37 protein-coding genes and 1 tRNA gene are annotated in these 24,316 nt (G+C 64.8%); 13 read left to right on the forward strand and 25 right to left on the reverse strand.

Features of this window, described 5'->3' with window-relative positions:
- Window positions 1-176: 176 nt before the first annotated feature.
- From PV761_RS03395 to PV761_RS03490, 20 genes are all read right to left on the reverse strand, one after another.
- Entirely contained in the window at window positions 177-689 is a 513-nt protein-coding gene (locus tag PV761_RS03395; RefSeq protein WP_347894384.1) for a single-stranded DNA-binding protein, read from the reverse strand.
- 5 nt (window positions 690-694) lie between these two features.
- Entirely contained in the window at window positions 695-1,069 is a 375-nt protein-coding gene (locus tag PV761_RS03400; protein ID WP_347894386.1) for a hypothetical protein, read from the reverse strand.
- On the reverse strand, window positions 1,053-1,247 hold the full coding sequence (locus PV761_RS03405; protein ID WP_347894388.1) for a hypothetical protein: 195 nt from the start codon (window positions 1,245-1,247) through the stop codon (window positions 1,053-1,055). The genes PV761_RS03400 and PV761_RS03405 overlap by 17 nt, the downstream gene beginning before the upstream one ends.
- A complete protein-coding gene (locus PV761_RS03410) occupies window positions 1,244-1,606 on the reverse strand; it encodes a hypothetical protein (RefSeq protein ID WP_347894390.1) in 363 nt (120 codons plus the stop codon). The genes PV761_RS03405 and PV761_RS03410 overlap by 4 nt, the downstream gene beginning before the upstream one ends.
- Window positions 1,603-1,800 (reverse strand): hypothetical protein, encoded by a 198-nt coding sequence (locus tag PV761_RS03415; protein ID WP_347894392.1) that lies wholly within the window; start codon window positions 1,798-1,800, stop codon window positions 1,603-1,605. Before PV761_RS03415 ends, PV761_RS03410 begins: the two co-directional genes overlap by 4 nt.
- A 2-nt stretch (window positions 1,801-1,802) precedes the next feature.
- Entirely contained in the window at window positions 1,803-2,429 is a 627-nt protein-coding gene (locus PV761_RS03420) for a hypothetical protein (protein WP_347894394.1), read from the reverse strand.
- Entirely contained in the window at window positions 2,426-3,544 is a 1,119-nt protein-coding gene (locus tag PV761_RS03425) for a hypothetical protein (RefSeq protein WP_347894396.1), read from the reverse strand. Before PV761_RS03425 ends, PV761_RS03420 begins: the two co-directional genes overlap by 4 nt.
- Window positions 3,541-3,714, reverse strand: coding sequence for a hypothetical protein (locus PV761_RS03430; RefSeq protein WP_347894398.1), 174 nt, complete (start codon window positions 3,712-3,714; stop codon window positions 3,541-3,543). Before PV761_RS03430 ends, PV761_RS03425 begins: the two co-directional genes overlap by 4 nt.
- The gene (locus PV761_RS03435) at window positions 3,711-4,070 is read right to left on the reverse strand and encodes a hypothetical protein (RefSeq protein ID WP_347894400.1); all 360 of its coding nucleotides are present in this window, start codon (window positions 4,068-4,070) and stop codon (window positions 3,711-3,713) included. The genes PV761_RS03430 and PV761_RS03435 overlap by 4 nt, the downstream gene beginning before the upstream one ends.
- Window positions 4,067-4,258 (reverse strand): hypothetical protein, encoded by a 192-nt coding sequence (locus PV761_RS03440; protein WP_347894402.1) that lies wholly within the window; start codon window positions 4,256-4,258, stop codon window positions 4,067-4,069. The genes PV761_RS03435 and PV761_RS03440 overlap by 4 nt, the downstream gene beginning before the upstream one ends.
- Entirely contained in the window at window positions 4,255-4,380 is a 126-nt protein-coding gene (locus tag PV761_RS03445) for a hypothetical protein (RefSeq protein WP_347894404.1), read from the reverse strand. The genes PV761_RS03440 and PV761_RS03445 overlap by 4 nt, the downstream gene beginning before the upstream one ends.
- A complete protein-coding gene (locus PV761_RS03450; RefSeq protein ID WP_347894406.1) occupies window positions 4,377-4,751 on the reverse strand; it encodes a hypothetical protein in 375 nt (124 codons plus the stop codon). Before PV761_RS03450 ends, PV761_RS03445 begins: the two co-directional genes overlap by 4 nt.
- Window positions 4,752-4,886: 135 nt before the next feature.
- A complete protein-coding gene (locus tag PV761_RS03455; protein WP_347894408.1) occupies window positions 4,887-5,168 on the reverse strand; it encodes a hypothetical protein in 282 nt (93 codons plus the stop codon).
- Complete coding sequence (locus tag PV761_RS03460; RefSeq protein ID WP_347894410.1) at window positions 5,165-5,428, reverse strand: helix-turn-helix domain-containing protein; 264 nt, start codon at window positions 5,426-5,428, stop codon at window positions 5,165-5,167. Before PV761_RS03460 ends, PV761_RS03455 begins: the two co-directional genes overlap by 4 nt.
- Window positions 5,425-5,898: a DUF4326 domain-containing protein gene (locus PV761_RS03465; protein WP_347894412.1), complete on the reverse strand. Its 474-nt coding sequence runs from the start codon at window positions 5,896-5,898 to the stop codon at window positions 5,425-5,427. Before PV761_RS03465 ends, PV761_RS03460 begins: the two co-directional genes overlap by 4 nt.
- On the reverse strand, window positions 5,895-6,068 hold the full coding sequence (locus PV761_RS03470; protein WP_347894414.1) for a hypothetical protein: 174 nt from the start codon (window positions 6,066-6,068) through the stop codon (window positions 5,895-5,897). The genes PV761_RS03465 and PV761_RS03470 overlap by 4 nt, the downstream gene beginning before the upstream one ends.
- Complete coding sequence (locus PV761_RS03475; protein WP_347894416.1) at window positions 6,065-6,391, reverse strand: hypothetical protein; 327 nt, start codon at window positions 6,389-6,391, stop codon at window positions 6,065-6,067. The genes PV761_RS03470 and PV761_RS03475 overlap by 4 nt, the downstream gene beginning before the upstream one ends.
- Complete coding sequence (locus PV761_RS03480) at window positions 6,388-6,651, reverse strand: hypothetical protein (RefSeq protein WP_347894418.1); 264 nt, start codon at window positions 6,649-6,651, stop codon at window positions 6,388-6,390. The genes PV761_RS03475 and PV761_RS03480 overlap by 4 nt, the downstream gene beginning before the upstream one ends.
- Window positions 6,648-7,223, reverse strand: coding sequence for a hypothetical protein (locus PV761_RS03485; protein WP_347894420.1), 576 nt, complete (start codon window positions 7,221-7,223; stop codon window positions 6,648-6,650). The genes PV761_RS03480 and PV761_RS03485 overlap by 4 nt, the downstream gene beginning before the upstream one ends.
- A complete protein-coding gene (locus PV761_RS03490; RefSeq protein ID WP_347894422.1) occupies window positions 7,220-7,510 on the reverse strand; it encodes a helix-turn-helix transcriptional regulator in 291 nt (96 codons plus the stop codon). The genes PV761_RS03485 and PV761_RS03490 overlap by 4 nt, the downstream gene beginning before the upstream one ends.
- Before the next feature lie 191 nt (window positions 7,511-7,701).
- On the opposite strand from PV761_RS03490, the gene PV761_RS03495 reads away from it, so the two are divergent.
- On the forward strand, window positions 7,702-8,115 hold the full coding sequence (locus PV761_RS03495) for an ATP-dependent Clp protease proteolytic subunit (protein WP_347894424.1): 414 nt from the start codon (window positions 7,702-7,704) through the stop codon (window positions 8,113-8,115).
- 129 nt (window positions 8,116-8,244) lie between these two features.
- A complete protein-coding gene (locus PV761_RS03500) occupies window positions 8,245-8,553 on the forward strand; it encodes a hypothetical protein (protein ID WP_347894426.1) in 309 nt (102 codons plus the stop codon).
- On the opposite strand, the gene PV761_RS03505 is transcribed toward PV761_RS03500, so the two are convergent.
- Together PV761_RS03505 and PV761_RS03510 are read right to left on the reverse strand one after the other, a co-directional pair.
- Window positions 8,550-9,659: a tyrosine-type recombinase/integrase gene (locus PV761_RS03505; protein WP_347894428.1), complete on the reverse strand. Its 1,110-nt coding sequence runs from the start codon at window positions 9,657-9,659 to the stop codon at window positions 8,550-8,552. The genes PV761_RS03500 and PV761_RS03505 overlap by 4 nt on opposite strands.
- A 101-nt stretch (window positions 9,660-9,760) precedes the next feature.
- Window positions 9,761-9,843: transfer RNA gene (locus PV761_RS03510), tRNA-Leu, on the reverse strand.
- Between the two features lie 165 nt (window positions 9,844-10,008).
- Between PV761_RS03510 and PV761_RS03515 the strand changes: the two genes are divergently transcribed.
- Both PV761_RS03515 and PV761_RS03520 read left to right on the forward strand, forming a co-directional pair.
- Window positions 10,009-11,313, forward strand: a complete 1,305-nt coding sequence (locus tag PV761_RS03515; protein WP_347894430.1) for a M20/M25/M40 family metallo-hydrolase — start codon at window positions 10,009-10,011, stop codon at window positions 11,311-11,313.
- A gap of 46 nt (window positions 11,314-11,359) precedes the next feature.
- A complete protein-coding gene (locus tag PV761_RS03520) occupies window positions 11,360-12,523 on the forward strand; it encodes an acyl-CoA dehydrogenase family protein (protein ID WP_347894432.1) in 1,164 nt (387 codons plus the stop codon).
- A gap of 61 nt (window positions 12,524-12,584) precedes the next feature.
- Here the strand turns inward: PV761_RS03520 and PV761_RS03525 are convergent, their stop codons facing one another.
- Entirely contained in the window at window positions 12,585-12,818 is a 234-nt protein-coding gene (locus tag PV761_RS03525) for a DUF5703 family protein (RefSeq protein WP_028269225.1), read from the reverse strand.
- A 39-nt stretch (window positions 12,819-12,857) separates the two neighbouring features.
- Between PV761_RS03525 and PV761_RS03530 the strand changes: the two genes are divergently transcribed.
- Complete coding sequence (locus PV761_RS03530) at window positions 12,858-13,124, forward strand: hypothetical protein (RefSeq protein WP_028269224.1); 267 nt, start codon at window positions 12,858-12,860, stop codon at window positions 13,122-13,124.
- A 47-nt stretch (window positions 13,125-13,171) separates the two neighbouring features.
- Here the strand turns inward: PV761_RS03530 and PV761_RS03535 are convergent, their stop codons facing one another.
- Window positions 13,172-14,107, reverse strand: coding sequence for an aldo/keto reductase (locus PV761_RS03535; protein ID WP_347894435.1), 936 nt, complete (start codon window positions 14,105-14,107; stop codon window positions 13,172-13,174).
- Window positions 14,108-14,159: 52 nt separating this feature from the next.
- Here PV761_RS03535 and PV761_RS03540 point away from each other — a divergent pair, with 52 nt between their 5' ends.
- A complete protein-coding gene (locus PV761_RS03540) occupies window positions 14,160-14,993 on the forward strand; it encodes an undecaprenyl-diphosphate phosphatase (RefSeq protein WP_028269222.1) in 834 nt (277 codons plus the stop codon).
- Window positions 14,994-15,008: 15 nt separating this feature from the next.
- Complete coding sequence (gene mshC / locus PV761_RS03545) at window positions 15,009-16,286, forward strand: cysteine--1-D-myo-inosityl 2-amino-2-deoxy-alpha-D-glucopyranoside ligase (RefSeq protein WP_347894438.1); 1,278 nt, start codon at window positions 15,009-15,011, stop codon at window positions 16,284-16,286.
- A gap of 32 nt (window positions 16,287-16,318) precedes the next feature.
- Here the strand turns inward: mshC and PV761_RS03550 are convergent, their stop codons facing one another.
- Window positions 16,319-17,224 carry a PAC2 family protein gene (locus PV761_RS03550; RefSeq protein ID WP_347894440.1) on the reverse strand — a complete coding sequence of 302 codons (906 nt, stop codon included), beginning with the start codon at window positions 17,222-17,224 and terminating at the stop codon, window positions 16,319-16,321.
- A 164-nt stretch (window positions 17,225-17,388) separates the two neighbouring features.
- Between PV761_RS03550 and PV761_RS03555 the strand changes: the two genes are divergently transcribed.
- From PV761_RS03555 to PV761_RS03580, 6 genes are all read left to right on the forward strand, one after another.
- Window positions 17,389-18,138 (forward strand): HAD family phosphatase, encoded by a 750-nt coding sequence (locus PV761_RS03555; protein ID WP_347894442.1) that lies wholly within the window; start codon window positions 17,389-17,391, stop codon window positions 18,136-18,138.
- A complete protein-coding gene (locus PV761_RS03560) occupies window positions 18,107-19,318 on the forward strand; it encodes a site-2 protease family protein (RefSeq protein ID WP_347894444.1) in 1,212 nt (403 codons plus the stop codon). Before PV761_RS03555 ends, PV761_RS03560 begins: the two co-directional genes overlap by 32 nt.
- Before the next feature lie 103 nt (window positions 19,319-19,421).
- A complete protein-coding gene (locus PV761_RS03565; protein ID WP_028269217.1) occupies window positions 19,422-20,489 on the forward strand; it encodes a tRNA (adenine-N1)-methyltransferase in 1,068 nt (355 codons plus the stop codon).
- 82 nt (window positions 20,490-20,571) lie between these two features.
- On the forward strand, window positions 20,572-22,353 hold the full coding sequence (gene arc, locus PV761_RS03570) for a proteasome ATPase (RefSeq protein WP_028269216.1): 1,782 nt from the start codon (window positions 20,572-20,574) through the stop codon (window positions 22,351-22,353).
- Window positions 22,350-24,023 carry a depupylase/deamidase Dop gene (gene dop, locus PV761_RS03575; RefSeq protein WP_347894446.1) on the forward strand — a complete coding sequence of 558 codons (1,674 nt, stop codon included), beginning with the start codon at window positions 22,350-22,352 and terminating at the stop codon, window positions 24,021-24,023. The genes arc and dop overlap by 4 nt, the downstream gene beginning before the upstream one ends.
- Window positions 24,024-24,107: 84 nt before the next feature.
- Window positions 24,108-24,311 (forward strand): ubiquitin-like protein Pup, encoded by a 204-nt coding sequence (locus PV761_RS03580; protein ID WP_028269214.1) that lies wholly within the window; start codon window positions 24,108-24,110, stop codon window positions 24,309-24,311.
- Window positions 24,312-24,316 lie beyond the last annotated feature (5 nt).

Genomic DNA, 24,316 nt, shown 5'->3' on the forward strand with positions numbered 1-24,316 from the left:
CAGTGTACTCCAATTCCCTCACTTTCCCTCATCCAATTACTTACGACACGCCCGCCAACACTCTTAACATCCACCACTTTGGAACACAGGTACTCGAGTAGTCCGCCGGCGTTTCCCGGGCACATAAAAGGGCCCGCCAGGCGTGATGCCTGACGGGCCCCTAGTGGGGGATGTGGCTAGAAGGGAGGCTCGGAGTCGGGACCGTTACCCCACCCTCCGCCGGCATCCGAGACACCAGCCGTGGCCGCCGCAGTATTGCCGCCCCACTCGTTGCCGGATGCCTGGGTGTTGCCGCCGAACCCGCCGCCACCATTACCGCCGGAGCGCTGGGTGCGGTTCACCTTGGCATTCGCGTACCGGAGGGAGGGGCCGATCTCGTCGACCTCCAACTCAATGACGGTCCGCTTCTCCCCTTCCTTGGTCTCGTAGGAGCGGGACTTGAGCCGGCCGGAGACGATGACGCGCATCCCCTTGGTGAGGGACTCGGCGACGTTCTCCGCCGCTTCCTTCCACACGCTGGCGCGGAGGAACAGGGTTTCCCCGTCCTTCCACTCATTGGACTGCCGGTCAAAGGTCCTGGGGGTGGATGCGATGGTGAAGTTCGCCACCGCTGATCCACTCGGGGTGAAGCGGAGCTCCGGGTCATTCGTGAGATTTCCGATGACGGTAATCGTGGTTTCGCCTGCCATGTTGTTTACGCTGCTTCCTGACTAGTGATGATGGTGTGTGACATGTCGAGATAGTGGCCGTTGTCGTCGAGGTAGACGAAGCGGCCGAGTTTCGGGATCCATACCGGGAGGGTGTCGATCTCGTGGTCTGTGCGGAGTTTCCAGCCGTTTTTGCGTGCCTGGGTGGCGAGGTCCGGCATAGCTTCCACGAGGGTGTTCCACCGGGAGCAGACGAGGAGCCCGTTCGCTACCCGGTTGCGGGACTTCACCCCGCCATGGCCCCGGCCTTTGCGGTGGTGGTGGAGGAGGTCCCCGACGCAGTCCCCGCCCGCACCATGGATGATGCAGCCGAGGTCCCGGGCGCTGATCGCGATCTTCTGCGCCTTACTGAATCCGTTCACTTGCCGCCTCCTTAGCGTGATATGGGCAGTAGATGTCTGCGGCCGAATCATGGGGGTTGTACTTCCACTCACCCATCAACTCCCGCCAATTCGTCGCGGTCATCTCGTAGTAGTCGATCTCCCATTCCGTGCAACCGCTTTCGTCGTCGCACGTGATGATCGCTGCTGTAGCCTTCATGCCGCCAGTCCTTGTGCCGCGCTTTGTGCGGTCCACTCGGACCGGATAGCCGAGTTCAGTGAGCGGCCGATTTCGAGCCGGTCCCGCAGGACCTTGATCGACTCACGCGCCGCCCGGAGAACCTGGTCCGCGATCTCCGCGTCCAGCTTCAACTCCGCAGACTCCACAATGGCGGTATGCTTCCGGACATCCATCGCACCCTCAGCCTTGAGGAAGTTCCGAGACATCGTGACCTCATAGCGGGCCCGTGCCCGGACCGCGGCCTCGTCCAGATCACGGATCTCCCGCTGCTTGTGGTCGAGGTCCCGGCCGAGCTGGGCCAGCTGCATGACGACCTCGTTCGTCGTCGGGGTGTTCACGAGTCCACCTTGATCACGAACATGTGCACCGGGGCGTTACCCTCTGCCTCGTTGGCAGCCGTGAGCATGCGGCCGGCGAACCTCTTCGCGACTTCGCTGGACATGCTCAGGTAGTTGTCCTCGCCCAGATCGATCATGATCGTCTTGGTGTCCGGGAACGTGTGGACCTTGGGGTTGAACGTCCGCTCCGTCATGCTCATGCCTCGATCTGGGGGAGTGCGGGGCCGAGGTTCAGGTGGCCGAGCTGGCCGGCGCGGTAGGCGGCGAACAGCTTCGCCTTGGTCTTGTCCTTGTCCGCGGCCTTCGCCCCGACGTAGGTCACACTGAACTGGGACGGCTCCGGCGCCTTGAGATACTCCACACCCGGGACCTTCTCCCCGTCCTTCGTGATGATGTCGTCCCCGGCCTGGCCGAACTCCTCCAGCTCCAGCAGCCGGTTCAGGGCCGCCGGCTTCACCTGCTCATACGTCTTGGCCGGGATGACCACCACCTGTTCAGGTTCGGTGATCGTTTCGATCTCCTCCGGGTGGTTCGCTTTCATCCACATGAAGTACGCGGTGTCGTCGGCGATGACCGTCGCGTCCGTGCCCTCGGTCAGGGTCACGGATCCGATCTTCGTCCCGTCCGGGAGCGTCACCGAGAACGACTTGTTCCCCGACCGGCGCCACTCCTCCACCAACGGCTTGAGGTGCTCCTCACGGTCCTTCTTGATCTCCGCCGTCAACGAGTCCATGACAGCCTTCTTGAACGCGAACCGCAGGTTCTCGGCCTTGATGTCTACCTGGACGATCTCGTCGGTCTGCTCTTCGGTCTGGGCGCTCATGCTGCCTGCTCCTTCGTGTCGGTTTCGGTCTGCGGTTTGTTGATGTTGGCGATCCGGTCAAGGACTGACTGTGGGGCGCCCTTGCCTTGGCATGACTTCCAGAGGGAGCGGAGGATGTCGATGTTCCCCTTCGCTTCGTAGAGGCTGACCTCGAGCTGTTCAGCCTGCTCCGGACCCCAGACGGGGGCGGAGGCGCGGGCTGCTGCCTGACGGGCGTGCAGGGCGGAGGCTCCGGCGTCCTCGTTGGCGGGTGCCGTCTGCTGCCGGCCGCTGCCAGCCGGTGCCGTGGTCTGCTGTGGTGCGTCCGGGACCGCGGCCGATGCCTGGCCGTCGGCGCCGGAGTGCTGCCGGGGTGACGTCGCACCCTCAACGTCCAAGCCGAGCTTGCGCCACAGCCAGTCCACGGTGAAGTCCTTGACCTGCTGCTTCTCCCCGACAGGAAGGTCCAGCTTCAACGAACGGATCCCGCTGATGTAGGCCTTGCCGCGTTCGGGCATCTCGACGATCCCGCCGACGTCGAACGGCAGCGACTTCTGGGCTTTGACCTTGGACGTCTTGTCCTTGGTCGGCTGGCCCTTCGCGTCCATGATCGTCACGATGTCCAAGCGGGCCGTGATGATGGACGGGCCGTCGTGGTTTCGGAGGATCTCCATGACGTCCTGCCAGCGGCCGGTGGCACGGTTCCAGAGGTCCGGGCCGATGGTCGATTCCGTGTCCGGATCGAACGGCTTGTTCCACTTCTCAGCGGCTTTCTTGGCCCGCATGTTCGCCCGTTCCTGCGCTTCGTCGGAGAGCATTTCCCAGACGCGGGTTCCGGAGTCGACGATCAGGAGGTTCGGTTTCCCATCGACGCGGGGCTGCTGGGATGCGTCCCTCAGTGCCGCGAGGATGGACTGGTGCGTGCCGTTGTGCTTGGCGATGCGGAAACGGGCGCCGGGGATGGCTCCGTATTCGTCGGGGTCGTCCTCGCCGACGCCGATCCAGTAGGTCTGCCCGATCAGGTCGGAGGCGGATGCCTTGGCGGAGGCGTAGGACTTGCCGGCCTTCTCGCCTCCAGCGATGAGGAGGATCGGCCAGGTGGGTTTGCCGGTGGGTTCGCGGAACGTGGTGGTCATCGGGTCATCTCCACAAAGGTTGCTGTAATGCCAAGGTCCCGGCCGCCGCAAGCGCGGGCAGCCTCCTTAGCTCGGTACTCGTCAAGGCCGTAAGTGCCGATGACTTCACCGGTTTCGCCGTAGACGATCCACTCGCCGTCCGGCCTGTCGTCCTGGGGTTCCCAACTCATGACACGTGCTCCGGCTTCTCCGGGGTTGCGATGCCTTCGGCCGTCAGATACGAGCCCCACACGTAGCTGTACTTGGGCCATTCGCCGTCCGCGAGGTACTTGTCGTGAAGTTCCTTGCCCGCGTCCCACGAACGCTGCGCAGACTGGAGCTTGTTGTCCAGTTCCGTCTCCGTGAGCGGGATAACGATCTCGCCGTCCTCGATGGCAAGTCCGAGGCGTCCGGCCTCAGCAAGGGCGGCCAGGAGGTGCTGGCCGAGGGACGGGTAGCGGGTGATGTAGTCGGACGGGATGGTGGCGACTCGGTGGCCCCGGGTCTGGTAGTCCTCGAGGTCTGCGGGGCTGGTGGGTCGTGTCATTTGCGGAGGTCCTGTCGGGTCTGCCACGCGTCCATGCGGGCTTGGGATGGGTTCACGTAGCCGGCGGTGACTTCGGCCTGGGTTTGGGGTGCGCCGTCGCGCTCACAGGTGCAGTTGCAGACGTCGCCGCCGCAGTCCTCGCAGCTGTAGAACTGGCCGCAGTAGCAGGGGGCGAGGGTGGCGGTCATAGTCCGGCCACCAGGAACGGGGCCGCAGCCATCAGGTGGAGCAGGACGTAGCCGGCGAGCATGGTCACCGTCAGTGCGGTGAAGCGGACCGCCGTGCGGACCCGGTACTGCCGGGCGGTCACGCGGCCAGCTCGTAACGGGGCTTGATGTGCCGGACGAGGCCGTCGATCGTGGACCGCAGGTAGGGGAAGTACCTGCCGATGAGGTAAGCCCGGTTGTCGATGGTCCGTTCGTTGTTGAGGCGGACCTCGTCATCGGTGCCGGCGGCGATCGCCTGCAGGTGCTTGATCATTTCGATCAGTTCGTCGACGTCGGCCCAGTGGAGGTCCTGGTCGATGCGGTAGGCGATGGCCCGGGTGAGGGTGCGGACCTCTTCCTCGGTCCGGCCGTGGAGGGGTTCTTCGGCGACGAAGTGGCGGACTTCGGCGTAGATGATGTGGGCTGCGGTGTCTTTGTTGAAGAGGTACTCCGCGTTAGACTTCGAGGTAGTCATTGCTTTTCCTTAGTCGGTGTAGGTGGTGGCGTGAGGTCCGGGAGTTCGCGCTCCCGGACCTCTTTCGCTTATGGAACAACAGTACCTCACATTCCCATACATTCCTATATCGGATGGGGGAAAGTTGGGAAATACTTATTCGGCCGGTTCCCAGACCCCGACCGGCCGGCGGACAATCTCAGCCCCGGCGAGTCCGGGCGCGTATGCCTGGGCCTGCTCCAGCGTGTTGAACCCTGCCGCGACCGTCACGTCGCCGCGCTTGACCGCGTACTCCCAGCCGTGCGCTTGGATCCAACCCATCCTCACCATCGCCTCCACAGCCGCCCGGGCTTGGACGTCGAGGAGGTCATCGGGGGAGCCAGCCGCCCCTTCGGAGTCGTTGATCGCCTGCCGTACCGCGATCTCCAACTCGTTCACCGGTGGCCTGCCCGGGACCGGGAGCGGGCGGTGGTGAGGGAATCTATCCCACCTGATAGGGGAACGGGTTCCCCGATGGTGCGGCGGCCCTGCGTCATGTGCTCCACAACGCCCCGGACCTGCTCCTCGGTGAGGAGGACCTTCCCCCGCGGACCCTTCACGTATTCGATGTGGCCCTGTTTGGCGAGGCGCCGGATCGTGGCCGGACTGATGTGGCCCAGCTGCGCGGCCGCCTCCTCCGCCGTCCGCAGCGCCGTCACCACGTCACCTCGTTGGCGATCTCCAGGAGCACGTCCGCGTGGCACGGCTTATCCAGCGGGCACCAGCACGCCAGATCCTTGCCGGCCAGCTCGGCGCGGATCTCATTCGCCCGGGACTTGTGCCGGTACTCGAGCATGTCCAGCTCGCCAGTGACTTCCTCGCGGAACAGTGCCACGCACTCTTCCCGGGTAGCGTCCCTCACGTCGTGCCATGTGATCTTGTAGACCCTGTCTCCGTGGCTGTTCAGTGTGTAGTCGCCGCCGTGGTGGAAGGCGTGCTTCTCCCCTGATCTTTTGTGCAATCGGCCCTCGAACTGCCAGGACTCGGTCCCGTCGACCCGCGGGAACCGGAGTTGCGCGTCCCCTATCCGATACGGGTTTCCCCATCGGCTGCCGCGGCCGACGTAGACCGCGCCCTCCGGCATCCGCCAGCCCTTGGTCCGCTTCCGCTGCACCCGTACCGGGCTCACGCGGTCACCTCCTGCGGCAGGGCCATGACGTGATCGGCCGCAGACTTGAGAGCCTCCAGCCGGGAGGACTCCGTCGCCACAACCTCGCCACGGAACTCCGCGCACCAAAAACGTTTGGACGGGACGCGCACAATGCAGCAGTCGTCCTTGCACTGATAGATCCGGATCATTGCGTCCTCCGTTCATAGCTGGTTCGGCACTTCGGGCAGACAGACGCCAACCTTGTGGGCTTGGTTATCGCGACATCGACGGCACAGTTGAGCGGGAAGCGGATGCCTTGGTGCTTCCAGTCCTCGCACTCTTCCTGGTTGTCGAGGTCGAGGCCGCTGTTGATGTGGCATACGCCTTGGATGCCACCGCAGAGTGGGCTGACATTGTTCGCCCCGGGCCCCGAGTCGGTGATGTGGGTTATGTGCGCCCACTTGTTGCCCCATCGGATGCCGTACCCGATCGTCTGGCCGCGCCGTTCCTCTGTCCACCAGTCAGCGCTCATGCCGCCACCTGCCAGACCCGGCACAGCCCGTGCTTGCGGCCAGGGCGGCGGGACTCAGCGAACCCCACCCGGCGGATCACACCATCAGTCGCAGCCTGCCGGAACAACGGACCCCACATGTTCGCGTGTGGCGGGTTCCGCAACCCCTCCAACTCCGTCAGGTCGTACGCCTGGAACTTCTGGCCGCGCATGGCCACCCGTTCCAAAGCGTTCCGTGCGTCGACATCCCACTCGAGATCCTCGAGGACCATGGCCTTCATGACCGATCACGCTGCTGACGAACAAAGTCCACAGAAGAGAGACCGCCGGTCCAGTCCGGGTCGATTCCCAAGAGGTCCCGCACCGAAGAGATCTCGGGTAGCGGTTCAGGATCTGGCTTCTTCACCCATGGCAGGCGAACGGATGAGTAGTGGCGTGCGATGCTTGCATCCACATAGCCCTGCTCAAGGATTCCAACCTCACCCATGACCGTCAGGAGCTTCTCAAAGTCCCTCCACGGCATCGGCTTGTCAAGGTAGAGATGGAAGTGACCATCGGTTGTCGAAGGGATCAGGGTTGCGGCGAAGTCGATGTCCAGCACTGGCCGATGCATTTCCTCCGGCAGGAGTTCAAGGTCCTCGAGGAGTTCCTTCAACGAGACGGGGCTTTCCCTGACGGGGCGCTTGTCCGGCGTGGATTCACCCGTGATGCTCGTGATGACATCGGCGGCCTCGGGGTCGTCCGTGTGGATGGCTCCACCCTCATAGTCGCCTTCGGTTGTGGTGCTGCGCAGGCTGGCGAGCTGGTGTGACCGGACGTATTCGGGCAGGCGATCCATGTCGACGGCGCTCATGCGTCGTCCTCGGTGGCTCCGGGTTCGGGGCGGCGGATCGCGAGGGGCTGCACATCCAAGTACCGGGCAGCCCGCAACAGCTTCCCGTCCGTGAGCGGCTTGAGGCCCAGCTCGATCTGTGCGATCGCGCCCTGATGCCGGAACCCGATGGCCGTGGCGAGCTGCGCCTGGGTGATGTCGCGGTCGATGCGGATCTGTCGGAGGGTTTCCCCTGTGCGGTGCCAGTCGGTGTCGTTGTGGCGGCGCCGGCGGCCGGGTTTGGTGGTTGGAGTAGTCGGTGTAGTCATGTGTTCCACTGTATGGGAATGTGTAGGAATGTGCAATGGGACTATTGGGGAATGTCCCATAGATTGGGTGTTTCCGCAGGTCAGCGCACAATGACATCGATGGAATTACGGCGCCTGATACCCAAAGATTGGGGCACATCCCCAAACATCCCCTAGTGGTGATTCCTATTTATTTCTTGGATGATGCAGGAATGAACGACAAAGAAACACTCGCCGCGGTGGCACGCCTGATAGTTGAGGCACGCTCGGACCGCTACCCCTCCCGCCGGCAGTTCGCTCTTGCCACCGGCGTGGACATCAAGACCATCGTTACCGCCGAGAAAGGCGAACGGGAACTCCACCCGCACACGCAGCGCCGTATAGAGCAGGCTCTCGGTTGGCGGAAGGGCGCCATCCACGACGTATGGCAGCACCGTTCCGAGATCCCCGCCGTGTCCCTCACGATCGCGGAGATGGAACGCGGCGCCACCGAAGACACCTGGGAGGACCTCGAAGCAAAAGCAACACAGGTCAGCAGGGCGTCTCAATTGACCGACGAGGAGCTCCTCGCCGAGATCTCATATCGATTCCGTAACTATAAAATCCGACTTAATGGCGAGTCTTAGCCGGATCTTGAGCTAAACCCGCGCCTTCCATGCATATGCACGGAGGTCCGACAATATAGGAATCCGAGGGAATGGGTTACTCTCATCCAACATGCCACATTCGGTGGCGTTATGGAGATAGGCCAGACGATGCTTGACACCCGGCCCCTGGGGGGACCTCTTACCACCGCGGAACACCGCACAGCCCGCGCCCACGCGCAGGCCCACACCTTCTACAGGACCGACTGCCCGACACGGTGTGAGAGCGCCGACCGCCGGGCCGCGCACCTCCTCATCACCCCGCGGACCTTCCTCGCCGCAGCAAGGATCGATCCCTCACTGGACACCATCGCCGCGCTGCTGCACGTCACCCGCCCGGTCGTGGACGCCTACGTCCGGTCCCTGCCGGTGGAGGACTGGTTGCGGATGCTCGCCCTCGTCGGCGGGGAACCGTCCTAACCGATCGCGTCCGCCGCTGAACTGTCGGCATCGTTGAGCAGGTGCCCGTACGTGTCCACTGTCGTCTTGATCGATTCGTGGCCGAGCCGGCGGGACACCACCGTGATCGGGACGCCGGCATTCAGCAGCCAGGAGGCGTGGGTGTGGCGGAGGTCGTGGATGGTTGGTGTGTCGTGCAGCAGAGCCGCGGCCGCCAGACCATCGACGGGGTCGTCCCAGTAGTTTTCGTGGAACCTGTTGTTCGCTAGGCGCCCGCCGTCGGGCAGGGTGAAGATCAGGTCGTTGGCCTTGAGCCCTGACAGGTGGCCGGTGAGCGCCGGCGTCAGGGCTGTCGGGAGCGCCACGGACCGGCGGCCCTTCACCGTTTTGGGCCCGCCGATCACGTAGCCCTGATCCGTTTTCTTCCATGCCCGGGTGACGGCGGCCGTGTACCGGTCGGCGGTGAGCTTCACGTCCCGCTTCCGCAGCGCCGTCGCCTCACTGAACCGCAGCCCCGTCCCGGCCAGCACCCGCAGGAACAACACGTACCGGGAATCCATGGCGCCGCAGAGGTGTTCGAACTCGGCCCGGGACAGGAAGACATTCTCGCGGGTCTTGATCGCCTGCGCCGCCTTCGAATCCCGCACACCCTTGGCCACGTTCTCACTCAGGTGCCCGGCCCGGATGGCTGTCTCGAACGCGGCCGAGAGCAGCGCGTGGATGTTCTTCCGCGTCTTCGCCGCCAGGGTCCCGCCGCCGAGCCCGTTGAACCAGTCCGTGACGTTCTGCCGGGTCACCGCGTCCACCGGGTAGTTCCCGAGGCCGGGGACGATATGGTTCCGGGACAGCTGCCGGTACCTGTGGACCGTGCCGGGCTCCACCCCGGACATGCCGTCAAGGTGCGCCGTCATGATGGCCTCCACGGTGGGGGACTTCCGCTGCGCCGCCGCCACCGCCTGATCCACCAGTGCATAGTTGTCGCCGTTCGCGTTCATCAGCTCCAGGACAAGGTCCCGCACGTTCGGATCATCGAAGGTCTTCGAGGTCTGGGTGCCGTCGGGTTTGCGCCAGAGGATCTTGAACGCGGTGGAACCGTCCGTGCGGCGGATGTCTCGGGGGCTGGCCATGCCCACAATTCTACCCGCGCCCGTGTCAACGAAACCCGGGCCTGTGTCAACAGGCAAAGAAAAGACCCCCGGAAACCCTTGAGTTTCCGGGGGTCTAACTGTGCGCGGAGGGGGACTTGAACCCCCACCCCCTTTCGAGGACTAGCACCTCAAGCTAGCGCGTCTGCCATTCCGCCACCCGCGCAGGTGGTAATTCGGAGATCGTTTCCGCCTTTCAGCGTTTTGGATTTCTCCGAAGCAGCGAGAAAGACTCTAGCACGACTTTTCGGGAAACAAATAATCGAGGGTTGGAGGGGGCTTGTGGGTAGGCTGAAACCAGCAATCAGGCCGCCCCCACGAGGAGTGAAACATGACTGAAGTACGCCCCGAGGATGAAGTCGTCAGGATCTGCCAGGAACTGATCCGGATCGACACTTCGAACTACGGCGACGGAACAGGACCGGGGGAGCGCGCGGCCGCGGAATACACCGCCGGACTCATCACCGAAGTAGGGCTGGACGCGGAGATCTTCGAATCGGCACCCGGCCGCGCGAATGTTGTCACCCGGATTACGGGCGAGGACCCCTCGGCCAGCGCCCTGGTTGTTCACGGGCACCTGGACGTTGTACCGGCACTCCGGGAACAGTGGTCAGTGGATCCCTTCGGCGCGGAACTCAAGGACGGCCTGATCTGGGGCCGCGGAGCCGTGGACATGAAGGACATGGACGCCATGATCCTCTCCGTCATGCGGAATTTCGCCCGGACCGGGCGCAAACCCAAGCGCGACCTGATCTTCGCATTCTTCGCCGACGAGGAGGCCGGCGGAACCTACGGCGCCCGCTACGCCGTCGATAAGCGCCCCGAACTTTTCGACGGCGCCACCGAGGCGATCTCTGAAGTCGGCGGCTTCTCCGCCACCATTGGCGGCCAACGGACGTACCTCCTGCAAACCGCGGAAAAGGGTCTCTCCTGGCTGCGACTGGTGGCCCACGGCCGCGCGGGCCACGGTTCGCAGATCAACACCGACAATGCGGTGACACGCCTCGCCAGCGCAGTGTCACGTATCGGCGAGTACAAGTGGCCCGTGGAGTTGACGCCCACCACCCGGCAGTTCCTTGACGGCGTGACGGAACTCACGGGCGTGGAATTCGATCCGGACGATCCGGACAAGCTCCTCAAGGAGCTCGGAACCGTGGCGCGCTTCGTGGGCGCCACGCTGCAGAACACCACCAACCCGACGCTCCTCAAGGGCGGGTACAAGCACAACGTCATTCCCGAGTCGGCCGAGGCACTGGTGGATTGCCGGACACTGCCGGGCCAGGAACAGCAGGTGCTGGAGATCGTCAGGGAACTGGCCGGCAAGGGCGTCGAGGTTTCTTACGTCCACAACGACGTTTCGCTCGAGGTGCCCTTTGCCGGAAACCTGGTGGACTCCATGATCGACGCCCTGCACGCCGAGGACCCCGGCGCCAAGGTCCTTCCCTACACGCTGTCCGGTGGTACGGACAACAAGTCCCTGAGCAGGCTGGGTATCACCGGGTACGGCTTTGCCCCGCTCCAGCTCCCGGACGAGCTCGATTTCACCGGCATGTTCCACGGCGTGGACGAACGGGTCCCCGCAGACTCACTCAAATTCGGCGCCCGGGTGCTGGACAGGTTGTTGACCACCTACTGAACCCGCTCTGTTCCCAAAGCCACAGAAAGGTGACGTAAGCCACGCCATGACACCGGACCAGACCCTCACTGAGCCCCTGCTGGAACGCATCCGGGCGCGTGCCGCACGCTACGACCGGGAGAACGCCTTCTTCACCGAGGATCTGGAGGAACTCGCCGCAGCGGGATACCTCAAGATGTTTGTTCCAGCGTCCGACGGCGGTCTGGGCCTTGGGCTGGCAGATGCAGCTCAGCTGCAGCGGAGGCTGGCGACGGCGGCCCCCGCCACCGCGCTGGCGGTCAACATGCACCTGGTGTGGACCGGCGTCGCCCATGTGCTGGCAGCCCGCGGCGATTCGTCGCTGGACTTTGTCCTCCACGAGGCCGCGCAGGGGGAGATCTTCGCGTTCGGAAATTCGGAGGCCGGCAACGATTCGGTGCTGTTCGATTCACGGACGGCGGCCACCCCGCATGCCGACGGCAGCTACAGCTTCACCGGGCGGAAGATCTTTACCAGCCTCTCTCCTGCGTGGACCAGGCTCGGGATCTTCGGCAAGGACATTTCGGCCCGGGCAGGCGAAGGCGAACTGGTCCACGGATTCATCGCCAGGGACACCGCCGGCTACGAAATCCTTAGCGACTGGGACACCCTGGGCATGAGGGCCAGCCAGTCGAACACCACGGTGCTGGACGGAGCGGTGGTGCCCGCGGACAGGATCTTCCGGAAACTTCCCGTGGGACCGAACGCGGACCCCTTGATATTCGCGATCTTCGCCTGTTTCGAGACACTGCTGGCCGCGGTCTACATCGGCCTGGGAGAGCGTGCACTGGAGCTGGGCGTCGACGCCGTCAAACGCCGGACGTCCTTCAAGAATGACGGGCGGAGCTACGCGCAGGATCCAGACATCCGGTGGAAGGTGGCGGAGGCCGCCATGGCGATGGACGCCCTCTATCCGCAGCTGGCCGAACTCTCCCGCGATGTTGATGGCCTGGCCGATCACGGCGGCCAGTGGTTTCCCCGGCTCGTTGGCCTCAAGGTCCAGGCCACGGAAACTGCGCGCACGGTGGTGGACCTGGCAATCCGGGTCTCGGGAGGCTCCAGCTACTTCCGGGGGAGTGAGCTCGAACGGCTCTACCGCGACGTACTGGCCGGGATTTTCCACCCTTCGGACGACGAGTCGGCGCACAACACCGTGGCCAATGCCTGGCTGGGGCCATTGGAGACCCCGTAGCACCGCCCGCACTCTAAAGCGCGGGCACCGATGACCGGCACCTGCTAATCGGGGCTGGACGCTATACCGTCCGCTGGACCTGGATGACTTTCCGGCGGAGCCAGAAGCGCCGCCCGCCACCCAGATAGAGGACGCTGCGCTCCAGTTCCCACTTGCCGTATTCGGAGTGTTCAACCAGGCGCCGCCGGGCTTCCGGCAGCGAATCCTCAGGACTGACCGTCAGTACGAGGTACTCGTACTGCCTCGCGTAGTCCCGCTCCCGCTGGACTGAACTGCTCAGAAAATGTTCTTTCATTGCTCTCCATTTTCGTCCATTTCCGACTAACGTGAAGTCATGAGCATCGATCCGCGTGTCGCGCTTCAGTCCCTGACCACAGCCCTTGAAGAACACCTGATCGCAGCCTCCGCACGGCGGGGCGAGGGAGACCCAACGGTCGAAGCGGCGTTCTTTGCCGTTGCTGATGCCTTCGAAGTCTATGACGATTCACTCTACGAGGCCTATGGCGAAGTGACTCCGCTGGAGGTTATCGACGATGTGGATGACGACGACGATGAGCAGGATGCCGAGGACGACGAGGACCTGGAAATCGTCCAGGACTGACCAGTAGCCCGGCTAAGGCCGGACTCAATGCTCACAGGCCGGACTGCCTACTCCGGCGCGGAAACGTCTTCCAGCGCCCGGGCGATTTCCGCAGGAACGTGGGTCAGTTGTGCGTCCAGGATCTCCTTGAGTTGCACGGGGGACCTGGCACCCACGATTGCGGTGGCCACGCCGTGCTGCGACAGCAGCCAGCTCAGGGCAACATCGACCGGTGACCGGCCGAGTCCCCGCGCGGCCATCGCCACGGCCTCAACAATCCTGGACGCAGGCTGACCCAGATACGGCTCCACGTAGCTGGCCAGCCGCTTCTGTGAAGCCCGCGAATCCGCCGGAATATGTCCGCGGTACTTGCCGCTCAGCACTCCGCGGCCCAGGGGTGCCCAGGCAAACAAGCCCAGGCCTGCGTCCTCGATGGCCGGAATCAGCTCGGATTCAGGCTTCCGTTGCAGCAACGAGTACTCCGACTGGCTGGCCACCAGCGGGAAGCCGGCCAACGCGGCAGCCTTGGCCGTCTGCCAGCCTGTGAAGTTCGACACACCGGCATACCGGGCGCGACCCGTGCGCACGGCAAATTCCAGGGCCGACAACGTCTCCTCCAAGGGGACGTTGGCATCCCATGCCTGCGCAAACCAGATGTCGACATAATCGGTGCCGAGCCGGGCGAGGCTGGCATCGAGCCCGGACAACATCCCGTTACGGGAGGTGTCGACGCTCCGCCGGCCGTCCGACGTCGAAATTCCCGCCTTGGTGGAAATCACGACTTCCGAACGGGAGACGACGTCGCCCAGCATGGACCCCAGGAGGGCCTCCGCCTGGCCGTCTGCGTAGGACGCTGCAGTGTCGATCAGGGTTCCGCCGGCGTCAACGAACGAACGCAGCAGCTCGGAGGCGTCCTGCTCATCCGTCTCCCGTGCCCACGACATGGTTCCAAGGGAGAGTGAGGACACGCGCAACCCACTGTTGCCGACATAACGCTGCTGCATAGCAGTTAGCTTACGGGGATTCACCCTGCTCCATGACGTAGGGTCTATAAACGTGAACTGGTTTGAAGCGGCCCTGCTGGGTCTTGTCCAAGGGCTGACCGAATTCCTCCCGATTTCCTCAAGCGCCCACCTGCGCATCGTCGGTTCTTTCCTTCCCAATGCGGCGGACCCGGGAGCGGCGTTTACGGCCATCACGCAACTCGGAACCGAGACCGCCGTGATCATCTACTTCTGGCGGGACATCGTCCGGATCGTCAAGGCCTGGTTCGGCTCCCTGACGCGGCGCGTACCGTCGAACGACCCGGATGCCCGCATGGGCTGGCTGGTGATCCTGGGCAGCCTTCCCATCATCGTCCTCGGCCTGATCTTCCAGGACCAGATTGAGTCCGTTCTCCGCAGCCTCTGGATCGTGGCCACCATGCTCATCGTTTTCGGCCTGATCCTCGCCGTGGCGGATGCTGTAGGCCGCCAGGAACGCGACCTGACGAACCTGACGTACAAGCACGGCATCCTCTACGGGTTCGCGCAGGCCATGGCGCTCATCCCCGGCGTGTCGCGGTCCGGCGGAACCATTACGGCCGGCCTGCTGATGGGATACACCCGAGAAGCAGCGGCCCGGTATTCGTTCCTCCTGGCCATTCCGGCAGTGTTCGGCAGCGGCCTCTACCAGCTGTACAAGGTCGTCTCCAAGGAAGGGATCACGGGGCCCTACGGCTTGCCGGAAACGGCTTTGGCCACCGTGATCGCCCTCGTGGTCGGCTACGTCATCATCGGCTGGTTCCTGAAGTTTGTCTCCACCCGCAGCTACCGGCTCTTCGTCTGGTACCGCATTTTCCTGGGCCTGGCGTTGTACTTGCTGCTCGGTTTCAATGTCATCAGCGCCTAGCACTAGGCTTGGTCTGTGAAATCCTGGATCTCCCGCCCTGTCCCTCAGCTCCCGGGCCGAATGCCCGCTGTTCGGATTTTCGACACCGCCGAGGGGGCATACAGCACCCTTGCGGCGACCGGTGAGCAATCACTTTATGTCTGCGGAATCACCCCGTATGACGCCACCCACATGGGGCACGCGGCCAGCTATGTCACCTTCGACCTGCTGAACCGTGCGTGGCGGGACGGCGGCCAGCGCGTCGCCTATGTCCAGAACGTGACCGACGTCGACGACCCCCTGCTCGAGCGGGCAACCGCCACGGGCGTGGACTGGCGCGACCTGGCCGCGAGCCAGATCGATCTCTTCCAGACCGACATGGCGGCCCTCAACGTCCTGGCGCCGGACCACTACGTCGGGGCAGTCGAGTCCATCCCGGAAATCGTTCCTGCTATCGAACGCCTCCTGCACCTTGGCCTGGCCTACCGCGTCGCCGGCACCGCCGGCGAGCCGGAGGGCGACGTCTATTACGACGTCGAGGCCGCCGGCAAGCAGTCAGCAGAGGCCGGTGCCTGGACACTGGGATCGGTGTCGGGACTCTCCGAAACCGAGATGCTTGAACTCTTCGCCGAACGCGGCGGGGACCCCGGCCGCGGAGGCAAGCGGCAGGCCCTGGACCCGCTGCTTTGGCGCGTGGCCCGCGACGGCGAACCCAGCTGGCCCGGCGGCGAACTGGGGGAGGGCCGGCCCGGCTGGCACATTGAATGCACGGTCATCGCACAGAAATACCTGCCTGCGCCGTTCACCGTCCAGGGCGGCGGCTCAGACCTGATCTTCCCGCATCACGAAATGGGCGCGGGCCACGCCTATTCACTGGCCGGGGTTCCCCTGGCGCAGCACTTCGCCCACGCCGGGATGGTGGGACTCGACGGCGAAAAGATGAGCAAGTCCAAGGGAAACCTGGTGCTCGTGTCCAAGCTCCGGGCTGCCGGGGAGGAGCCCGCCGCGATCCGCCTCGCAATCCTGGCCCACCATTACCGCACTGACTGGTCCTGGACCGACGCCGGCTTCGCCGAAGCGAAGGCCAGGCTGGAGGAGTGGCGCAGCGCGCTGGCCACGGCCCCGGAAGGATCAGCCGCCGCCCTTATCGCCGAAATGCGGGCCCAGCTCGCGGACGACCTCAATGCCCCCGGCGCGCTCTCGGCCGTGGACCGCTGGGCCGCCGACGCGCGGAAGCAGCCGCTTGCCGGCTCGCCGATGGACCAGGCGCTGGTGAGTGACGCCGTCAACGCACTGCTCGGCGTCGAACTCTAGACCCCGCGTCTGATTTCAGACCCCGCCGGGCCCTACTGCTTGTCCTTGCCGCGTCGCTTGAGGTACCGCTCGAATTCGCGGGCGATCGACTCCCCGCTTGCTTCGGGAAGGTCCGCGGTGTCCTTGGCCTCTTCGAGTTGCCGCACGTAAGCGGCAATCTCCGGGTCCTCGGTGGCGAGCTCATCCACCCCGCGCTCCCAGGCGTCCGACTCTTCCGCAAGTTCGTGCGTGTCGAGCGGCACCTGGAGCAACTCCTCAATCCGGTGAAGGAGGGCGAGCTGCGCCTTGGGCGAGGGCGCCTGGGCGACGTAGTGCGGCACTGCAGCCCAGAGGGACACGGTGGGCAGCCCGGCCAGCAGTGCCACTTCCGAGAGCACGCCGACAATGCCCACCGGGCCCTCGTACTGGGACGCCTCCAGGTTCATCCGCTCCCGCAGGGCGCTGTCGTCCGTGGACGTGCTCACCGGGATCGGACGGCTGTGGGGCACGTCGGCGAGCAGGGCGCCCACCAGGATGACGTAGTCCACGTGCAGCGCCTCCGCATGCACCAGCAGCTCAGCCGTGTAGGCCCGCCACTTGTAGGACGGCTCGGTGCCCTGGACAAAAATCACATCGACGTTCGCGTCCGGGGCACTGGCCTTGTAGATCCGCGTGGACGGCCATTTGATTTTGCGTTCCCCGGATGAGGTTCGGCGGATGGTGGGCCTTGTGAACTGGAAATCGTAATATTCGTCGGCGTCTATCGAGGCCACCTTCTTGCCGCCCCACAGTTTGTTCAGGTAGCGCAGGGCGTCGCTCGCGGCTTCACCGGCATCGTTCCACCCCTCGAAGGCGGCGAGCATTACAGTGATGCGCTGGCCTTCTGGCACGGGCTGCAGCAGCCGTTCCGGCTCGGGCGTGGCACCCGGTTCGCTGGTGTCTCCGTCGAAGCTATTCATTTCTTCACCCTACGTCCAAGACCCCGCCGGGTGCATGGAATGAAGCGCCACAAATCTTCAGCGGGCCGCATCCGGACCGCGGCAGCGCCGGGGTGTCCTGCAGGATATTCGCCAAGGGCGTAGTGCCGGCCTGCTGCGGATGTCAGCACCGTAGACTTGGAGCCATGCGATCCTCAGCCTCCCAGCCCCTCCTCAAAGCCGCTTTATGGGACATGGATGGCACCATCGTCGACACCGAACCGTACTGGATCGAAGCCGAGCATGCGCTGGTCGCAGCCCATGGCGGGCAGTGGTCCCATGCCCAGGCGATGCAGCTCGTGGGACAGTCCCTGGTTTTCTCCGCCGGTGTCCTCCAGAAGGCCGGAGTGAAGCTCGAGGCCCGTGAGATTATCGATTCACTGACGGCCCAGGTGGTCAGCAAAGTCCGCAAGTCCGTTCCGTGGCGGCCCGGGGCCCGCGAACTGCTGGACCAGCTTCACGCGGAAGGCGTCCGGTGCGCCCTGGTGACGATGTCCGAGGGCCCCCTGGCGCGCGAGGTGGTCGCGGCACTGCCGAAGCCCTACTTCGAATTCCTGGTCACCGGGGACACCGTCACGCACGGAAAGCCCCACCCGGAGGCATACCTCAAAGCAGTTGAACTTCTCCAGCAGGAAGACCCGGCGCTCACCGTCCACCACTGCGTGGCGCTGGAAGACTCGGCACCGGGGGTCGCAGCCGCCATGGCCTCTGGAGTGGCCACTGTGGCCATCCCGCACATCGTTCCGCTGCCCGCCGACCCCGCCAGGGCAACATGGCATTCCCTGGAAGGACGCACCGTGAGCGACCTGCAGCAACTCGTGGCCCGCCGGGCCGACTTCCCGGCCGGGAACATCGGCCTGGAGGATGCAGCAGTCCGGAGCCACGGCCTTGACTGAACCTACACGCGGCGCGGACCCGAAGGCACCCAACGGCCGCAGGGAAGGCATCTCACTGGGCCGCATCGCGGGGATCCGGGTGGTCCTGGCATACTCGTGGTTCATCATCGCCGCGTTCACGGTGATCGTCTACGGGCCGGTACTCGAAGGCCAATACCCGGACATGGGCATCGCCGCCTATTACGTGGCCTTCGCGTATGCGCTGCTCCTGCTTATCTCAGTCCTGGTCCATGAGCTTGCGCACGCCCTGACGGCCAAGATCTTCCACTGGCCCACGGAAAAGATCGTACTCAATCTCTGGGGCGGCCACACCCAGTTCGAGGGCTTTACCGCCACGCCCGGACGCTCGGTGCTGGTGGCCATGGCGGGGCCCGCTGCGAACCTGGCATTGGCCGGCGCCGGCTGGCTGTATATCCTCGCCGCGGACCCCTCCGGCGTGGTCGGCATCTTGTCCAACATCTTTGTCTGGGCGAACATGCTCATCGGTATCTTCAACGTCCTGCCGGGGCTACCGCTGGACGGCGGCCGCCTCGTGGAGTCCGCCGTCTGGAAAGCCACCGGCAGCCAGGAAAAGGGCACCGTCGCCGCGGGCTGGGCGGGCAGGATCATCGTCATTGGCCTCGCGGTCTGGTTCGTCCTGCTTCCGCTGGCGCGCGGTGACCGCCCAGACGTGTCGCTGATGCTCATCACGGTGCTGGTGGGCAGCTTCCTCTGGATGGGGGCCTCGGCTTCCATCCAGCACGGACGGCTCCGCAGCCGGCTGCACCTGGTGAACGCCGCCGCCCTCGCCGACCCGGCCGTTGGAATCCCGGAATCATCGACGGTGGCCGACATCCTCCGGCTGTCCCCCCAGGGAACTCCGGTAATTGTCCTGTGCGGACCGGACGGGCGGCCCGCCGGAGTCGTCTCCGATGTCGCCGTCGCGTCCGTCCCTGCGGCGTCGGCAGCCGTGACGCCGGCCACCGCGGTTTCGCACGCCCTGGGCGCAGGCGCCTACGTGCCCGAGTGGTCCCAGGGGCAGGAACTCGTGCAGTTCCTTGCCCAGCTTGAAGGCCAGGAGTACGCAGTGGTCGATCACCACGGCAGAGTGACCGGCCTGCTCCGCCAATCCGCCGTAGTGACCGCCATTACAGGCAAGGAAATGCGCCGCAGCGGGCGCGCCAAGGCGCAGAACCGGTAGAGTTACCTGCCGGTCGTGAAATACCGGCGCCCCGGGCCCGGCGACTGATGCCGGGCCATCCTGATGCACGGCCACACAGGTTTACAAAAGCGAGGAATATTCCATGAGCAGCGAAACTGCCGCCAACAACATCACGCCGGTCGACACCGCAGACGCCGCCGGCACCACCGGTGCAATGCCGGTGGGTGCTGCCCGGCGTCGCGGACCGTTCCGCGAGGGCGAACGTGTGCAGCTGACTGACGAGCGCGGCCGGATGAACACCATCACCCTGGAGGCCGGCGGAGCATTCCACACCCACCGTGGCTTCCTCAACCATGATGAAATCATCGGCAAGGTGGACGGGTCCGTGGTCACGAACAACGTGGGCCAGCAGTACCAGACCCTTCGGCCGCTGCTCTCGGACTTCGTCCTGTCCATGCCCCGCGGCGCTGCAGTGGTGTACCCCAAGGACGCAGGCCAGATCGTCACCATGGCGGACATCTTCCCCGGCGCCCGCGTGGTGGAGGCGGGCGTCGGTTCAGGCGCGTTGTCGATCTCGCTGCTGCGCGCTGTCGGAGACAACGGCTACCTGCACTCCTTCGAACGGCGTGAGGAATTCGCGGACATCGCCCGCGGCAACGTGGAAACGATCTTCGGCGGCCCGCACCCCGCCTGGAAGATTTCCCTCGGCGACTTCCAGGAGGAAGTGGTTCGCAGCGAAGCTCCCGGTTCCGTGGACCGCGTGGTGCTGGACATGCTGGCGCCGTGGGAATGCCTGGACGCGGTGGCCACGGTCCTGGCCCCCGGCGGTGTGTGGATCAACTACGTGGCAACCGTGACGCAGCTGTCCAGGACGGCGGAGGCCATCCGTGCCGACGGCCGCTTCACTGAGCCCGATGCCTGGGAATCCATGGTCCGCGGCTGGCACCTGGAAGGCCTGGCGGTGAGGCCGGACCACCGCATGGTTGCCCACACGGGTTTCCTGCTGGTCACGCGCAGGCTCGCGGACGGTGTCACCGGCATCTCGGTGAAGCGGCGGCCGTCCAAGACGGACTTCAACGAAGAAGACGTCAATGCCTGGACTCCGGGCGCCGTGGGGGAGCGGCTCGTTTCGGACAAGAAACTCCGCCGCGCCGCCCGCGATGCCATTGCCGGAACCAACGTGAAGGACGATCCGGAGGTCACGAACTAGTCCGTATTTCGGATGTCTCCCGCAGTACCCGGCTTCTTGGGGCTATGGTCTTAATAGAAGCGCAGGAAGGGGCTGATGCATGATGGAAACTCCGAACAACGACTCCTCATGGACACCGGACGAGGCCGCAGGGGCTGTGGAACCTGAGAATGCCCGCTATGTGGCCAACGAACTCTCAGTTGCAGACCGGCAAGTGAACATCCTCCGGGACAAACTGCGGCACATAGACCGCCAGCTTGCTGCCGCGACGCAGAACAATTCAAAACTGGTGGGCATGCTGGAAACCGCGAAGGCGGAAATCCTGCGTCTTAAGAACGCCCTGGACCAGGAGGGCCAGCCGCCCTACAGCTTTGGCACCATTCTGCAGCTGAACCCCAAACGGCAGCCCACTGCCGGCAACAGCGGGCAGGCCGCGACGGAAGAATCGGTGGACATCTTCAACGCCGGCCGCAAAATGCGCGTGGGGGTGAGCCCGCTGGTGAACATGAACCAGCTGGCCGTGGGGCAGGAAGTCCTCCTCAACGAAGCCCTGCTGGTGGTGGCCGGCCTCGGCTACGAACGCGCCGGAGAACTGGTCACGCTCAAGGAAATGCTGGGCACGGACCGTGCCCTGGTGGTGGGCCGCGCTGACGAGGAACGCGTCATCCGCCTCTCGGGGGCACTGATGTCGGAGAAGCTCCGCGTCGGCGACGCCCTGTCCATCGATTCCCGGACGGGGTATGCCCTGGAGAAGGTTCCGCGCTCCGAGGTGGAAAACCTGGTACTCGAAGAGGTCCCGGACATCACCTACGAGGACATCGGCGGCCTGGGCCCGCAGATTGAGCAGATCCGGGATGCCGTCGAGCTTCCCTTCCTGCACCCGGACCTCTACCGCGAACACGGCCTGAAGGCTCCCAAGGGAATCCTGCTCTACGGTCCGCCGGGATGCGGCAAGACGCTGATCGCCAAGGCGGTGGCCAATTCACTGGCCGCGCGGGCAGCAGAGCGGACCGGGAACGTGGACCTCAAGAGCTACTTCCTCAACATCAAGGGCCCGGAGCTGCTGGACAAGTACGTGGGCGAAACGGAGCGGCATATCCGCCTGATCTTTTCCCGTGCACGGGAGAAGGCATCGGACGGCAGCCCCGTCGTCGTGTTCTTTGACGAGATGGACTCGCTGTTCCGCACCCGCGGCACCGGCATTTCCTCCGACGTCGAAACCACCATCGTGCCCCAGCTCCTGAGCGAGATCGACGGTGTTGAACGCCTGGACAACGTCATTGTCATCGGTGCGTCCAACCGCGAGGACATGATCGACCCGGCCATCCTGCGCCCCGGCCGGCTGGACGTCAAGGTCAAGATCCAGCGTCCGGATGCGGAAGCCGCAGCCGACATCTTCTACAAGTACATCACCACGGACCTGCCGTTCCACGAGTCCGACCTCGCCGAACACGGCGGAGACGTGCAGGAGACCGTCGATGCCATGATCCAGCGCACCGTTGAAGCGATGTACTCCACCGAGAAGTCCAACGAGTACCTTGAGGTGACGTACGCCAACGGGGACACCGAGATGCTCTACTTCAAGGACTTCAACTCCGGCGCAGTGGTGCAGAACGTCGTGGACCGTGCCAAGAAGTACGCCATCAAGGACCTCCTGACCACACAGCAAAAGGGCCTTCGCATCGACCACCTGCTGCGCGCCGTCGTCGACGAATTCCGTGAACATGAGGACATGCCCAACACCACCAACCCGGATGACTGGGCACGCATCTCAGGCAAGAAGGGTGAGCGCATCACCTACATCCGCACCATCGTCCAGGGCAAGGCAGGACAGGAGCCCGGTAAGTCCATCGAGACAATGCCCAACACGGGCCAGTACCTGTGACGGCCCGCAGCGGAGGAGCACCGGGCAGCCCGCTCCCTGCAGGCGGGGCAATGCGGGTGATGGGATCAGAAACCGAATACGGCATCCACGCACCGTCGGCGCCCGGCGCCAACGCCACGATGATGTCCGCCCGGGTGATCCAGGCCTACGCCCAGCTGACCCGCCAGCGGGCCGCCGGCGGCGCGGAAACCCGGTGGGACTACACCGACGAGGAACCGCTGCATGATGCCCGCGGCTGGACCTTGGAACGGAACCAGGCAGACCCCAGCCAACTGACGGACCAGCCGCCGGTACTGGATGCCGAGGCGGTGGCACTGGCCTACGGACGGGAAGAACTGGAGCAGGACGGCGAGGACGAAACCGGCTCGCTCCTGATGAATATGGTGCTGGGCAACGGCGCGCGCCTTTACGTGGACCACGCGCATCCCGAATATTCCAGCCCCGAGGTCACGAGTCCCGCGGACGCGGTCACCTGGGACGCTGCCGGGGACGTTGTGGCACTCTCGGCGGTGCGCAGGATGGCAGCCGATCCGCAACTGCCGCCGGTGAACCTCTATAAGAACAACACCGACAACAAATCGGTGTCCTACGGCTCGCACGAGAACTACCTCATGCCGCGCGTGGTCCCCTTTGGCGACATTGTCCGCGGGTTGACGCCGTTCTTCATCACGCGCCAGATCATGTGCGGCGCCGGCCGCGTGGGCATAGGCCAGGACAGCTCCCGCCCGGGGTACCAGATCAGCCAGCGGGCCGATTTCTTCGAGGCGGAGGTGGGTCTGGAGACCACCATCCGCCGGCCCATCATCAACACCCGGGACGAACCGCACGCCACGGCGGACAAGTACCGCCGGCTTCATGTGATCATCGGCGATGCGAACCTCAGCCAGGTGGCCAACTACCTGAAGTTCGGCACCACCGCAATGGTGCTCAGCCTGATCGAGGCCGGGCTCGCTCCGCGCGTCGAGGTCCACGAACCGGTGGCTGCCCTCCAGGCCGTCAGCCACGACACTTCACTGACGGCCACCCTCCGGCTTCTGGATGGACGACGGGTCACGGCCCTGGACCTGCAGTGGATCTATTACGAAGCCGCCGCGAAGCTCGCCCAGGACACGGGAGTGGGCGATGCCGTGGACGGAGACGGACATACCCACGCCCTCCTGGAACGCTGGGCGGCAACACTGACCGATCTCGACAGCAACCGGCCGGCCGCCGCCTCCTCCGTGGAGTGGCTGGCGAAGCTTTCCCTGCTGGACGGATACCGGCAGCGGGACGGACTGGAGTGGAACGACGCCCGGCTGGGGCTGGTGGACCTGCAGTGGGCAGACGTCCGGCCGGAAAAGGGGCTCTACCACCGGATGCTTGCCCGGGGCCGCATGGACAGGATTGTCGACGACGAAACGATCGCGCGTGCGGTGACGGAACCGCCGTCGGACACGCGCGCGTTCTTCCGGGGGCGCTGCGTCAGCAACTTCAGCAAAGACGTTGTGGGCGCCAGCTGGGACTCGGTGATCTTCGACGTCCCCGGCCACGGACGCCTCCAGCGCGTGCCTACCCGCGAGCCGTTGAGGGGAACGGAGGCCCTCACCGGAGGCCTGTTCGCGAGGCACAGGGACGCCGGATCGTTCCTGGCCGAATTGCTCGGACAAACTCCGCCTCCGCCACCGGCATAAAGCACCCCACCACGGCAAAAGGCGTGGCAATATGGGGCTTACAGGATGTCCCCTCTCGTCGGGGACGGATAGAAGGAGAAGGAAATGGCAGGCCAGGAGCAGCAGCAGCCGCAGTCACGCGATGACGAATTCGAAGACGACGCCCCCGCCACGCCGCCCGCATCCGGGGATGCCCAGGCATCGGCAGCCACCCAGGGTGTGGACGATCTTCTGGATGAAATCGACGGCGTACTCGAATCCAATGCCGAAGAATTCGTCCGGGCCTTCGTCCAAAAAGGCGGCCAGTAGGGCCC

Origin of the sequence: Arthrobacter sp. CC3, assembly GCF_039907775.1 — a bacterium.
Lineage (GTDB): Bacteria > Actinomycetota > Actinomycetes > Actinomycetales > Micrococcaceae > Arthrobacter.